We start from the raw sequence: 13,206 nt of genomic DNA on the forward strand, positions 1-13,206 counted from the left end.
CGGAACCCTCTGCGGCGGTTTTATAAAGCGTCCGCTGTGGCCAAACTAGGGCCTTTGGGTCGGGAGGGAAAACCCTTTCAGTTCGAGGTGCCGGCCGTGGCCATCCGCTTGGTCAGGAACCCGTCGATCGCCTGGGCCATCGAGCCCACGGCGCGGGATCGCCACCCCTCGGAGACCAAGTGTTGCAGGTCCCCCTTGTTGGAGACATAGCCGATCTCGACCAGCACCGAGGGTACATCGGGCGCCTTGAGGACCCGGAAGCCTGCGGACTTCAAGGGATGCTTGTGCATTCGCACCGTCTGCTTCATTTCAGTCATCAAAAGGCGGGCGAAACGGTTTGAAAAAGTGCGGGTTTCCCGCTGCGTGAGGTCGATCAGGATGTCGGCGACGTCGGTCGGCTCTTCCGCGAGGTTGAAGCCGGCGATCGCATCGGCCCGGTTCTCCGCATCCGCCAGCCGCTGGGCCTCGGCGTCGGATGCCTTGTCGGAGAGCGTATAGATCGTCGCGCCTTGCGCGTCGCCCTCCGTCCGCGGCAGCGCATCGGCGTGGATCGAGACGAACAGGGCCGCCTTCAGATTGCGGGCAATCTTGGTCCGGTCACCGAGCGGAATGAAGGTGTCGTCGTCCCGCGTCATGACCACGCGGTATTTTCCGGCCTTCTCCAGCTTGTCGCGCAGCGCCAGCCCGAAAGCCAGCACCAGGTTCTTCTCGCTCTCGCCGCTCGACTGTGTCCCGTTGTCGATGCCGCCGTGGCCGGGATCGATCACCACCACCGGACGGCCGTCGGCCTTCTGTTGCGGAGCATCGGGCGTCGGCGCGCTGGGAGCGGCGGCAGGCGGCGATTCCGCGATTGCGGGCCGCAGTTCAGGACGGCTTTCTGGCTGCGACGAGGAGGCAAAGGCGGTGCGATCAACCTCCTCCAGCTCGAGCACGAGCCGAGCCGGTTGGCCGTTGGCGGCCTCCACGACGTAAGAATTGGCGATCTTCGCGGGCCCGGTCAGGTCGAACACGATTCGCGAGCCGCCTGGCATCACGAGCCCGTAGCGGAAGGCCTTGACGAGCCCCCGTCCTCCGCTGCCGGTACCGGCTGGCAGCCGAAAATTGACTTGCGGCACATCCACCACCACCCGGTAGGGGTCGGCCAGCGTGACCGCGCGGAAGGTGACGGCCTGGTCGATGTCGAGGATGAAGCGCGTGTGCTTGCCGTCGCCGGCCAGCCGGGCGGCCGACGCGACCGGAAAATTCGCTGCTGCGTGAGCGGGTTGCTGCTGGCTTTCCGCAGCAACGAGGCGCGAGGAATCAGCACACGGCAATGCCGCGATGCACAGCAACACGCCTCCCAGCAAAATCCGTCGATTTGTGCGGCTCGCCACCGATTCCGTGCCTCCGAGCAGCCCTCTTAACGCAATAGAACCACAGGGTTAATCGCTCCTTAATGACCGACGCGCGAAACTCGCTGAGTGTGACCGCCGTGCGACGCTCCCTTGCACGGCTGGCTCATTCCTCGTATGTACGGAATGCTGACGGCCGATATTTCCGGTTGTGTCGCATTCAGCCTCCCGGTGCAGCGCCGGAACTCTCAAGGTTTGGGAATTCCAGCGTTTTCCGTTTCCCTCCAGACCAGCGCGGTGCGCGGCAGCGAGGTGGAGCGGGGTCAAGCGCCGGCGGTAGAACGGTCCCGCGTTACCACTCATGTACCGGGATGGTTCTGACAGCGACGTAACCCATTACCCGGTCCCTTGATCCCAAGGGAGCGGTTCGTGATCCCCAAGGCGAGCGCGCTCGCGCCGTGCCTGGCCAGCAGCAACTGATTGAAGGGCGGCCTCACCGTCCAGTGTTTCATACGGGCCGACGCTTGATGCGCCAGACTGTGCCGACGAAATCTGAAGGACCATTCGCAACGCTGCGGAGTGACAATGCCGCGCGTCGCATTGGTCCTGAAGCTTCCGGTTCGGCACGGCGCGAGAGACGGCGTTTCGGCCTTCCCCTCACCCCCGAATCAGGTGGACCGTCGCGTCACCCGGCGGCGCGATACGCGCCCACGGTTTATCGCGCCCGCCGCCGCCAAGAGTTAAGACATGCCCAACAAGATGTTGATCGATGCCACCCACCCGGAAGAGACCCGGGTCGTCGTGGTCCGCGGCAATCGCGTCGAAGAGTTTGATTTCGAGACCGCGCAACGCAAGCAACTGCGCGGGAACATCTACCTCGCCAAGGTCACAAGGGTCGAACCCTCGCTCCAGGCCGCCTTCGTCGAATATGGCGGCAACCGCCACGGCTTCCTCGCCTTCAGCGAAATCCATCCCGACTATTATCAGATCCCGGTCGCCGACCGGCAGGCGCTGATCGAGGCCGAGGAACAGGCCCATCGGGAGGCGGAGGAAGAAAGCGAGAATCGGTCGCACGGCCGCCGCCGTTCACGCCACCGCAACGCCCGCCGCCGCGGTCATGGCGAACGCGTGCGCAGCGACATCGTCGAAGGCCTCGATGCCGGCGCCGATCCCGTGGCCCAGCCCGTGGAGGGCGAGCCCCCGCATGGCGAGGGCACGCCGCACGAGGGCGAGCATCTGCATGCCGACGCGGAGCATCACGGCGAGCACGACGCCCATCATGAACATGATCACGACAATCATCATCATGATGACGAGCACCACCACGGCGACGATGGCCATGGCCACGAGCACGATCATCACGACCATGACCATGCCGATGAGACGCCCGCGCCTGTCGCGGCCGTCGGCGCCGAACCGGTGCTTGCGACCGAGGCCGTTGCCGAGCCCCAGGAATCTCACGCCTTCGAAGCTCATGTCTCCGAGACACCAGCTTCCGAGGCACCCACGGAGGCCCTGGCGGAAGCGGTAACGTCAGCCGCGGAGCCGGCCGATGCCGTCTACGCCGCCGGCGAGAGCACTGAAGCGTCGCAGGCCGAAGCCGCGGAAGCAACCGGCGATGATGATGATGACGACGACGATGATGATGAAGAGGACGAGGACGGCGAGGAAGCCGAAGAGGAAGTCGTCGAATCCGTCGGCGGGGACGACGTGCTGGAGGAAGTGCCGGAGCGCACCTTCCGTCCGCGCCGTCAGTACAAGATCCAGGAAGTGATCAAGCGCCGGCAGGTCATGCTGGTGCAGGTCGTCAAGGAAGAACGCGGCAACAAGGGCGCCGCGCTCACGACTTACCTCTCGCTCGCCGGCCGCTACGCCGTCCTGATGCCGAATACCGCCCGCGGCGGCGGCATCAGCCGCAAGATCACCAGCGCGCAAGACCGTTCGCGCCTGAAGGAAGTGGTGCAGGATCTCGACGTGCCCGAGGGCATGGGCATCATCCTGCGCACGGCAGGCGCCTCCCGCACCAAGCCCGAGATCAAGCGCGACTTCGAATACCTCATCCGCATGTGGGAAACGGTGCGCGATCTCACGCTGAAGTCGCAGGCCCCGACCCTCGTCTATGAGGAAGGCTCGCTGATCAAGCGCTCGCTGCGCGATCTCTACAACAAGGAGATCGACGAGATTCAGGTTGCCGGCGAAGCCGGCTACCGCGAGGCGCGCGATTTCATGAAGATGCTGATGCCCGCCAATGTCGGCGCGGTGAAGCAGTATCGCGACGGTCAGCCGCTGTTCTCGCGCATGGGCGTCGAGAGCCAGCTCGATGCGATGTTCTCGCCGACCGTGCAATTGCGCTCCGGCGGCTACATCGTGATCAACCAGACCGAAGCGCTGGTCTCCATCGACGTCAACTCGGGTCGCTCGACCCGCGAGCACCACATCGAAGACACCGCGCTCAAGACCAACCTGGAGGCGGCCGAAGAGGTCGCCCGCCAGCTTCGCTTGCGCGACCTCGCCGGCCTGATCGTCATCGACTTCATCGACATGGACGAGAAGCGCAACAACCGCGCGGTGGAGCGCAAGCTGTCCGATTGCCTCAGGCAGGATCGCGCGCGAATCCAGGTCGGCCGTATCTCGCATTTCGGCCTGCTCGAGATGTCGCGCCAGCGCATCCGTGCCAGCGTGCTGGAGAGCTCGACCGATCCATGCCCGCATTGCGGCGGCACCGGCCATGTGCGCTCGGTGTCCTCGGTGGCACTGCAGCTGCTGCGCGGCCTCGAAGAGATCCTGATGAAAGGCGCGACCCACAATCTCGTGGTCCGCACCCGCACCGACGTGGCGCTCTATGTGCTCAACCACAAGCGCGGCCATCTGCGCGACCTCGAGAACGGGTTCAAGGTCACGCTCTCTGTCATCGCCGATCCCGGCGTCAGCGGCCCACAGGCTTATGTGATCGACCGCGGTGAGCAGGTCCATACGCTCGAAGCCGCCAAGGCCCTGCTTGCTGCGCAGGCCGCCGCGAGCCCGCCGCCACAGGCCGAAGAAGCCTATGACGACGAAGATGGCTTCGACATCGAGACTGAATCCGAGGTCGAAACCGACGAGACCGAGGGTCTTGCCGACGAGCAGGCGGCCGGCGAGTCCGCCTCCGAGCAGGACGGCCAGCGCCGCAAGCGCCGTCGCCGCCGGCGCGGCCGCGGTGGCCAGCGCGAGGGCGAGTTGCGCGAGGATACGGCCCCGACGCTGCCCGAGCCGGCGATGATCGCCGGCGAAGCCGAGGACGAGACCGAGGCCGAGCAGGACGGCGAGGAGGGCGAGGAACAGGCCGCCCGCGGCGAGCAGCAGGGCAGCGATCGCAGGCGCCGGCGCGGTCGCCGCGGCGGACGTCGCCGTCGCGGTGGCGGCGAGGAAGGCCTTGCCGGCTCCATCAACGACGAACTCGGCACCGGCCAGCCTTCGGAAGCTGCCGACGCGGTCGCCGATTTTGACGGCTTCTCCAGGGAAGCTGCGCCCTCTATCGCGCAGGTCGAGCACGCCCAAGCCGAGCACGGTCAAGCCGAGCACGGTCGAGCCGAGCACATCGCGGAGCAAACCGCTGAGCCGCAAATCGTGCGGCCTGAGCCGCACCTCGAGGCGCAGATCGAGGTGGCCGCGAAGCCGGAGCCGGAGCCGGCTCCTGCTGCCGCGACGGCAGAAGAGCCGGCCGACGACAAGGCCACGCGCCGACGTTCGACGGTCCGGGAAAAGGTGAGCTTCCTGTCGAACGGCCGGAGCGAGCCGACAGCGCCGGTTGCGCAGGCAGCCGAGCAGGTCGCTCCGCCCGCACCGGCGGCCGAACCCGCGCCGCAAGCCGCAAGCGAAACCCCCGCGGCCCCGCGCCGCGCCGGCTGGTGGTCGCGCCGCTTCGGCGGTGGCGGCGAATAGGAAACGAAATCGAGATCAAACCGCCCGGCCAAACCGGGCGGTTTTTGGTTGGTGAGGTCAAATGAACAGTGCAATCGTTCTCGGCGGCGGCATGATCGGCGTGAGCGCGGCACTGCATCTGCAGCAGCGCGGCTGGGCCGTCACGCTGGTCGATCGCAGGGAGCCGGGCCGCGAGACCAGCTACGGCAACGCGGGGATGATCCAGGCGGAAGCGGTGCGCCCCTATCCGATGCCGCGCGACTTCGCTTCACTGTTGAAGATCGCGACCGGCCGCACCAACGACGTGCGCTACAGCCTCTCCTCACTCCACCTCCACGTCGAGCCCCTGCTCCGCTACTGGTGGCATTCGGCGCCGAAGCGGCATCGCGAGGCGATCGAGGCGTGGGCACGGCTGATCGCCTATGCGACGGCCGAGCACGACGTCTTGATCTGCGAGGCGCACGCCGACAACCTCATCCGCCGCGCCGGCTACCGCGCGTTGTTTCGCGACTCCGCGTCATTGAATCTCGCGCTCAAGGCTGCGGAGGAAGATCAGCGCGAATTCGGCGTGAACTTTCGCGTGCTGTCCGGCAGCGAGCTTGCCAGGGCCGAGCCGATTTTGCGCGACGATCTTCCTGGAGCGATCCATTGGCTCGACACCTGGACCGTTTCCGATCCCGGCGCGCTGGTCACGGCCTATGCCGAGTTGTTCGAGCGGCTCGGCGGCAGGATCGTGCTCGGTGATGCACGCTCGCTGCAACAGACCGCGACCGGCTGGTCGGTCGACACCGACCAGGGGCGCATCGATGCTCCCCACGCGGTCGTGACGCTCGGGCCGTGGTCGCCCGACCTCCTCCATAAATTCGGCTATCGCATTCCGCTGGTGCGCAAGCGCGGCTACCACATGCATTACAGCGGCGGCGCCTCGCTCGACCTGCCGCTCATCGACAAGACTGGCGGCTATGCCATGGGTCCGATGGCCAAAGGCATTCGCATCACCACTGGTGCGGAATTGACCGGCGCGGACGCGCTGGCGACACCGGTGCAGCTCGCCAGCGCCGAAGCCTCCGCGCGCGAGCTGATCGACCTCGGCAAGCGGGTCGAACCGGATCCATGGTTCGGGACGAGGCCCTGCACGCCCGACATGCTCCCCGTGCTCGGCCGCGCTCCGCGTCACCCAGGCCTCTGGATGAACTTCGGCCATGGCCACCAAGGCTTTACGCTGGGACCCGCGACCGGACGCCTGCTGGCTGAGATCATGAATGGCGAGACGCCGGCCGTCGATCCCACGCCGTACCGGCCCGAGCGCTTCTAGCCCTCGCAAGAAAGCCGATCGAGGATCTCGATCAGCCCTTTTGCTTCATCGTCCGCCAGTGTGGTTGTAGCGCGTCTTTACCCGCGGCGCTCGACGATCCGGCGCGCTGCCGGCAGCAACGCCGCGCCCAGCGCATTCTTGACGAGCGAGGCCGCAAGGAACGGCACGATGCCGACGTGCCAGGCCTTCGCGGCGCCGAGACCGAGGCCAAAAGCCAGCCAGCCGAAGCCGGCAGCCAGAATGGCGACATGGCCAACCGCCATCGCAGCAAACAGCAGCAACACGCTGCGATCCCAGCCGCGCTCGGCGAGCCAGCCGGTCACGAACGCAGCCAGCACGAAGCCGAACAGATAGCCCGCCGTCGGCCCGACCAGCGGCGCAATCCCGCCCACCGGCCCGGCGAACACCGGCAGGCCGAGCGCCCCCTCGGCGAGGTAGGCAATCATGGTTGCACTGCCGAGGCGCCAGCCATAGGCAGCCCCGATCATCAGCACCACCAGCGTCTGCAACGTCATCGGCACATAAGGCAGCGGCAGATTCACCTTGGCGGACAGCGCCATTAACGCCGTGCCGAGCGCGACCAGCACGATGGCGCGCAGCGCGCCGACGGATTCGCCTGGCCGGGTCGGCCACATCAAGGCGGCGAGAGGGGAATGTGGCGCAGCGGCGGATGGGACGGAACGGTCTGACAAGCTGAACTCCGGAAGCGTGACGAAAACTTTCTCAGTCATTTAAGCCAATCAGCAATCCGGTCAACTGCCTCACGCATCTCCCCTGGCGAGCGCGCATAGGAGAAACGAATGAACGAGCGGCCGTGAACGGGATCGAAATCGACTCCGGGCGTTGCCGCAACGCGTGCCTGCTCCAGCATCTGCTTTGCGAACGCGAAACTGTCCGAGGTGAAATCCGAAACGTCGGCGTAGAGATAGAATGCACCATCGGCGGGCAAGAACTTGCTGAGACCTGCCTTCGGCAGACCCTCGCTCAGAATGCGCCGGTTTTCCTGATAGCCGTGCTTGATCGCCTCCATCTCGGCCGCGCCGTCGAAGGCGGCCTCTGCCGCGATCTGCGACAGCGCCGGCACCGAGATCGAGAGGTTCTGTTGGAGTCGCTCGATCGGCCGCACCAGAATCTCGGGCACGACCATCCAGCCGACGCGCCAGCCCGTCATGCAAAAATACTTGGAGAACGAGTTGATCACGATTGCGTGCTCGGTCAGCGCCGCCGCCGTGACGGCTGGAAACGCGTAGTCGAGCCCGTGATAGATCTCATCCGAGACGAAGCGGATGCCGGCATCTTCCGCCGCCGCGATGAGGCCGGCGAGCGCTTCGCGTGACATCATCGTGCCGGTTGGATTGGCGGGACTGCCCACCAGCACGCCCTTCAGCGGCGCCTTGCGATGCGCCGCGAGCAGCGCCTCGCCTGTGAGCGCGTGGCGCGTCTCGTTCGTGGTTTCGATCAAGACCGGCTCGCAGCCGAGCGCGGTGAGGATGTGACGGTACGGGGGATAGCCCGGCACGGTCACGGCGACGCGATCGCCGGGCTCGAACATCGAAAGGAAAGCCAAAATGAAGCCGCCGGAGGAGCCAGTGGTCACGACGATCCGCTCGGCGCTGAGATCACAGCCATAGGTGCCGCGATAATGCCGCGCGATGCGCTCGCGCAAGGATGGGATACCGAGCGCGGAGGTATAATCGATCCGTCCCGCCTCGAGCGCGGCATGGGCGGCCGCGATCGCGGTGCTCGGCGCGCCGGCCGCGGGCTGGCCGACCTCCATGTGAATCACATGGCCGCCGGCGGCCTCGATTCGGGCCGCCGCGGCCATGACGTCCATCACCATAAAGGGGGGAACATCACTGCGGCGGGAGGGCTCGAGCCATTGCCCCAACCGGTTCCTCAATGTCGCGTCGTGCATCGATTTCTGCTATTCGCTGGCGAACCGACCGTCCGGTCCGAAAACGGGGCGCTTGCGCCCCAGACTGGCCGCATTGTACGGCTCATAAAGGGCACGGCTTACAAGGGCATATCGCGTATCCGGTCCGCCGCCAATCGCCAAACCAATCTCGCAACTGCTTGACCAAGACCGTTTGACCAAGACCGCTTGATGTTGCTCCAGATCGCATTGCGCCGGAAGGCCTCCGCCCTCACCGCCCTCGTGACGGCCGCCGCCATCGCGCTGACGCCATTCTCGTCTGCGCGGGCGCGGGCCAAGGGACCGCCGGTCCTGCGCGACACAGAGACCGAGCAATTGCTGCGCGAATATACGCGCCCGATCCTCCGCGTCGCGGGTCTGGAGAAGCAGAACATCCAGATGGTGATCATCAACGACAGCTCGTTCAACGCGTTCGTCGCGGACGGCCGCCGCATATTCGTCAATTGGGGCGCGATCCTGCAGTCGGAGACGCCGAACCAGATCATCGGCGTGCTCGCGCACGAGACCGGCCATCTGGCCGGCGGCCATCTCTCCAAGCTGCGCGAGCAGCTCGCCGCCGCCCAGACCCAGATGATCATCGCGATGCTGCTGGGTGCCGGTGCCATCGCAGCCGGCAGCGCGCAGCGCAGCGGCGCCGGCAACAATGGGCTCGCCAATGCCGGCGCGGCCGCCATTGCAGCTCCGCAGGAGATGATCCGCCGCACGCTGTTGTCCTACCAGCGCCAGCAGGAGGAGAACGCCGACCGCGCCGGCGTGAAATTCCTCACGGCGACCCAGCAATCGCCGAGGGGCATGTACGAGACGTTCAAGCGCTTCACCAGCGAGAGCCTGTTCGCGGCCCGCGGCGCCGATCCCTATCTCCAGTCGCATCCGATGCCGGCCGAGCGCGTCGCCGCGCTTCAGGAGCTCGCCAGCTCCAGCCCGTACTGGACCAAGAAGGACGATCCCGCGCTGCAGCTCCGGCACGACATGGTCCGCGCCAAGATTTCCGCCTTCATGGAGCGGCCGGAGACGGTGTATCGCCGCTATCCGCAGACCAACGACAGCCTGCCGGCGCGCTATGCCCGTGCGATCAGCACCTATCTGCACGGGGATCTGCGCAGCGCCCTCGCTCAGATCGACGCACTGATCCAGGTGCAGCCGAACAACCCCTACTTCTACGAGGTGCGCGGCCAGGCACTTCTGGAGAGCGGCAAGCCGGCCGAGGCCATCGCTCCCCTGCGCAAGGCGGCGCAGCTTTCGAACAATGCCCCCCTCATCGAGATGTTACTTGGGCAGGCTCTGGTTGGAACCGATAATAGGGCCTACACCGACGATGCCGTCCGGATTCTCCGTGCCGCGGTCGCACGAGAGCCAGAGGCGGCGCTCGGCTATACCCAGCTCGCGATGGCCTATGGCCGGAAGGGAGACTATGCCGAGGCGGATCTCGCCTCCGCCCAGGCCGCTTACCTGCGCGGCGACAACAAGACTGCCCGCGAGCTTGCTACGCGCGCGAAAACCCGTTTCGCCGTCGGCACGCCCGGATGGGTCAAGGCCGACGACATCGTGGCGGCAAAGCCGCCGCGCAACTGACGTAACGTAACCGACGCCCCTACACGACGTCACGACATCGAGCTTGAGTTCGCGACGTTTTATCGACACCTGCTTTGGATAGAGGATTTGCCCATGCTTTCGCTGCGCCTGCTTGCTCCCGCGCTGTTCGCGCTCGCCATGTTCGGCGCATCCGACCCTGCGTCGGCCGACAGCTTCTCCGATGCGCAGCGCACCGACATCGAGAAGATCGTCAAGAACTATCTCGTCAGCCATCCCGAGGTGCTGGAGGAGGCCATGGCCGAGCTCAGCAAGCGCCAAACAGCGGCCGAGACGCGGAAGCACGAGGCCAGCATCGCGCAGAACGCGGACGCGATCTTCAACTCGCCGCGCCAGGTCGTGCTCGGCAACAAGGACGGCGACGTCACGTTCGTCGAGTTCTTCGATTACAATTGCGGCTACTGCAAGCGCGCCATGGGCGACATGCTCGACATCATGAAGAGCGACCCGAAGCTGAAGGTCGTGCTGAAGGAGTTTCCGGTGCTGAGCCAGGGTTCGGTCGAAGCGGCCCAGGTTGGGGTCGCCGTGCGCATGCAGGATCCCACCGGCAAGAAGTATCTCGACTTCCACCAGAGGCTGCTGAACGGCCGCGGTGCCGCGGACAAGGCGCGCGCGATCCAGGCGGCCAAGGAAGCCGGCCTCGACACCGCGAGAATCGAGAAGGATATCGCCAGCCCCGAGGTCCGCGCCACCATCGAGGAGAACTTTAAGCTCGCCGAAGCGATGGGCATGAACGGCACGCCGAGCTACGTGATCGGCAAGCAGATCGTAATCGGCGCCGTCGGTGTCGAAGCCCTCAAGGAAAAGATCAGCATCGCACGCTGCGGAAAGGCGACTTGCTGATCGCACGTTGTAGGATTACCGAGAACATCGAGGGCCGGCAGAAAAGCCGGCCTTTTTCTTTCGCCGAAGGCTGGCCGCTTCGTGCAAAGTCATTCATCTGGCGTTCAACAAACAAATGCCGCGGAACAGCCGAAGTTCCGGAACAACTCAAATCTCCTTTCGTTGTCGGCGCGGGCAATGACGCGAATGAACACGTGAGGAGAATTTCGATGTTGAACCGCTTTATGATCTCGGTTGCCGCGGCCGCACTCGTTGCGGGCACCGGCCTGGCGAATGCACAGGGCACCATGGGCCGCGACAGCGGTGGCGGCGCCGGCGGCGCACAGATGCAGCAGTCGCAGCCCTCCAGCGGCGGCGCCGAGCGCGGCGGCTCGATGGGCCGCGACTCCATGAGCCACGACAAGGGGACTGTCGGCCAGTCCGGCGGCTCCGACACCATGAAGTCCGGTCGGGCTTCGGAGGACAAGTCCGGCGCGACGAACAAGAACGCGGCCGACGACAAGTCGGGCACCAAGGGCCAGCGCACCGACGACCGTGCACAGGGCCAGACGGACAAGTCGCAGCAGGACAAGTCCAAGAGCATGAGCCAGGACACCAGCAAGTCCGGCAGCAAGGACCAGAAGGACATGAAGGCTGAGGGCAGCAAGAGCGGCGCCTCGACCAACAACGCCGAGACCCGCCAGGGCACCGGTGCGAGCACCAACCAGAATGCGCAGGGTCAGGGCTCGTCCTCGACCACGGTCGGCCAGGCCGGCGCCGCTGCCAAGCTCTCGACCGAGCAGCGGACCCAGATCACCTCGGTCATCCGCGAGCAGCGCGTCGCTCCGGTGACGAACGTGAACTTCTCGATCTCGGTCGGCACCCGCATTCCGCGGGAGGGCATCACCCTTCACTCCCTGCCGTCCCGGGTCGTGACGATCTATCCGGAGTGGCGGAGCTACAAGTACGTCCTGGTCCGGGAAGAGATCGTGATCATCAATCCGGATACCTACGAGATCGTGGCCGTCCTGAACGTCTAAGGGCGCATACCGGCAGCCTCAGGGGGCGGGCAGCAATGCCCGCCCCCTTTTCGTTCGGCCGACATCCACGTTTTCGACTGGTTAACAAGCAATTTCCGTGGCTTCCGCACAAGTTTTTGCACACCGGATGAGGCGCCTGATCCCTCCCCTGAGGCCCTTCAAGGCTTCCCCTCACGCGCTTTGTTACCTATAACCCGCCACGCCGAAGCACCTCCGCCGGGATTGGAATGGCCGAACCTGCAACCGACACGATCCTCGTCCTGAACGGGCCGAACCTCAACATGCTGGGGACGCGCGAGCCCGAAAAATACGGCCATGCGACACTGGCGGACGTCGAGGCGCTGTGCCGGGACGCGGCGGCGAGCTTCGGTCTAAAGGCCGACTGCCGGCAGTCCAACCGCGAAGGCGAGCTGATCGACTTCATCCACGAGGCGCACCGGCGCAAGATGAAGGGCATCATCATCAATGCCGGCGGCTATTCACACACCTCGATCGCACTGCACGATGCGCTGCTCGCGGTGCAGATTCCGGCGGTCGAGGTGCATGTGACCAACATCCACGCCCGCGAGAGCTTTCGTCACCATTCCTACACCGCGCGCGCGGCCTTCGCGTCGCTGTGCGGTTTCGGCATCGAAGGCTACCGCCTCGCCATCCAGGGCCTTGCCGCCAAGCTCGGCATCAAGCCCAACGCCTGACGCCCCCTTCCAACAGAACATTCGGATCAAACAACATGGCGCGCCAGCCAGACGACAAAGCAGCCGCAAAGTTTTCCAGCGAGGATTCCGCGCTCGTCCGCGAGCTGGCCCTGCTGCTCGATGAGACAAGCCTGACCGAGATCGAGATCGAACGGGCGGGCCTGCGTCTGCGCGTCGCGCGCAACATCAGCGTTGCCGCGACCATGCCGATGCCGATGGCACCCGCTCCCGCCGCCGTTCCGGTGGCAGCAAGCGCCGCCGCGTCCGCCCCAGCCGCCTCCGATCTGTCGAAGCATCCCGGCGCCGTGACTTCGCCGATGGTCGGCACCGCCTATTGGGCGCCGGAGCCGGGCGCAAAACCGTTCATCGATGTCGGCACCAAGGTCTCTGTCGGCCAGACGCTGCTGATCATCGAAGCCATGAAGACCATGAACCAGATCCCCTCGCCACGCGCCGGCACGGTGACGCAGATCCTGGTCGAGGACGGCCAGCCGGTCGAGTACGGCGAGCCGCTGGTGATTATTGAGTGACGCGAATGGGGAATAGCGAATAGCGAATGGCGTCAGCCTTCCCTACTCGC

At 65.6% G+C, this 13,206-nt stretch carries 10 protein-coding genes; 7 read left to right on the plus strand and 3 right to left on the minus strand.

Annotation, left to right across the window (positions count from 1 at the left end; translation table 11 throughout):
- Window positions 1-77 precede the first annotated feature (77 nt).
- Window positions 78-1,373: an N-acetylmuramoyl-L-alanine amidase gene (locus K408_RS0106950; RefSeq protein ID WP_024337889.1), complete on the minus strand. Its 1,296-nt coding sequence runs from the start codon at window positions 1,371-1,373 to the stop codon at window positions 78-80.
- Between the two features lie 705 nt (window positions 1,374-2,078).
- Between K408_RS0106950 and K408_RS0106955 the strand changes: the two genes are divergently transcribed.
- Window positions 2,079-5,252: an Rne/Rng family ribonuclease gene (locus K408_RS0106955; protein ID WP_024337890.1), complete on the plus strand. Its 3,174-nt coding sequence runs from the start codon at window positions 2,079-2,081 to the stop codon at window positions 5,250-5,252.
- A gap of 61 nt (window positions 5,253-5,313) precedes the next feature.
- The gene (locus K408_RS0106960) at window positions 5,314-6,546 is read left to right on the plus strand and encodes an NAD(P)/FAD-dependent oxidoreductase (protein ID WP_024337891.1); all 1,233 of its coding nucleotides are present in this window, start codon (window positions 5,314-5,316) and stop codon (window positions 6,544-6,546) included.
- 77 nt (window positions 6,547-6,623) lie between these two features.
- On the opposite strand, the gene K408_RS0106965 is transcribed toward K408_RS0106960, so the two are convergent.
- A complete protein-coding gene (locus K408_RS0106965; protein WP_024337892.1) occupies window positions 6,624-7,181 on the minus strand; it encodes a biotin transporter BioY in 558 nt (185 codons plus the stop codon).
- Window positions 7,182-7,273: 92 nt separating this feature from the next.
- Window positions 7,274-8,461 carry a pyridoxal phosphate-dependent aminotransferase gene (locus K408_RS0106970; RefSeq protein WP_024337893.1) on the minus strand — a complete coding sequence of 396 codons (1,188 nt, stop codon included), beginning with the start codon at window positions 8,459-8,461 and terminating at the stop codon, window positions 7,274-7,276.
- Between the two features lie 189 nt (window positions 8,462-8,650).
- Here K408_RS0106970 and K408_RS0106975 point away from each other — a divergent pair, with 189 nt between their 5' ends.
- From K408_RS0106975 to accB, 5 genes are all read left to right on the plus strand, one after another.
- Window positions 8,651-10,051 (plus strand): M48 family metalloprotease, encoded by a 1,401-nt coding sequence (locus K408_RS0106975; RefSeq protein ID WP_024337894.1) that lies wholly within the window; start codon window positions 8,651-8,653, stop codon window positions 10,049-10,051.
- 93 nt (window positions 10,052-10,144) lie between these two features.
- Window positions 10,145-10,912 (plus strand): DsbA family protein, encoded by a 768-nt coding sequence (locus tag K408_RS0106980; protein WP_024337895.1) that lies wholly within the window; start codon window positions 10,145-10,147, stop codon window positions 10,910-10,912.
- 209 nt (window positions 10,913-11,121) lie between these two features.
- Window positions 11,122-11,931, plus strand: a complete 810-nt coding sequence (locus tag K408_RS0106985; protein ID WP_024337896.1) for a DUF1236 domain-containing protein — start codon at window positions 11,122-11,124, stop codon at window positions 11,929-11,931.
- Window positions 11,932-12,158: 227 nt separating this feature from the next.
- The gene (aroQ, locus tag K408_RS0106990; protein WP_024337897.1) at window positions 12,159-12,626 is read left to right on the plus strand and encodes a type II 3-dehydroquinate dehydratase; all 468 of its coding nucleotides are present in this window, start codon (window positions 12,159-12,161) and stop codon (window positions 12,624-12,626) included.
- A 35-nt stretch (window positions 12,627-12,661) separates the two neighbouring features.
- On the plus strand, window positions 12,662-13,156 hold the full coding sequence (accB, locus tag K408_RS0106995; RefSeq protein ID WP_024337898.1) for an acetyl-CoA carboxylase biotin carboxyl carrier protein: 495 nt from the start codon (window positions 12,662-12,664) through the stop codon (window positions 13,154-13,156).
- The last annotated feature ends 50 nt before the right edge of the window (window positions 13,157-13,206 follow it).

It is taken from the genome of Bradyrhizobium sp. in8p8 (assembly GCF_000426845.1).
In the GTDB taxonomy this organism is placed as follows: Bacteria; Pseudomonadota; Alphaproteobacteria; order Rhizobiales; family Xanthobacteraceae; genus Bradyrhizobium; species Bradyrhizobium japonicum_C.

Bases quoted from the DNA above. Each gene is read 5' to 3' on its own strand.
- K408_RS0106955 (WP_024337890.1), top strand. From the start codon at position 2,079: ATGCCCAACAAGATGTTGATCGATGCCACCCACCCGGAAGAGACCCGG.
- K408_RS0106960 (WP_024337891.1), top strand. From the start codon at position 5,314: ATGAACAGTGCAATCGTTCTCGGCGGCGGCATGATCGGCGTGAGCGCG.
- K408_RS0106965 (WP_024337892.1), bottom strand. From the start codon at position 7,181: ATGTGGCCGACCCGGCCAGGCGAATCCGTCGGCGCGCTGCGCGCCATC.
- K408_RS0106970 (WP_024337893.1), bottom strand. From the start codon at position 8,461: ATGCACGACGCGACATTGAGGAACCGGTTGGGGCAATGGCTCGAGCCC.
- K408_RS0106975 (WP_024337894.1), top strand. From the start codon at position 8,651: ATGTTGCTCCAGATCGCATTGCGCCGGAAGGCCTCCGCCCTCACCGCC.
- K408_RS0106980 (WP_024337895.1), top strand. From the start codon at position 10,145: ATGCTTTCGCTGCGCCTGCTTGCTCCCGCGCTGTTCGCGCTCGCCATG.
- K408_RS0106985 (WP_024337896.1), top strand. From the start codon at position 11,122: ATGTTGAACCGCTTTATGATCTCGGTTGCCGCGGCCGCACTCGTTGCG.
- aroQ (WP_024337897.1), top strand. From the start codon at position 12,159: ATGGCCGAACCTGCAACCGACACGATCCTCGTCCTGAACGGGCCGAAC.
- accB (WP_024337898.1), top strand. From the start codon at position 12,662: ATGGCGCGCCAGCCAGACGACAAAGCAGCCGCAAAGTTTTCCAGCGAG.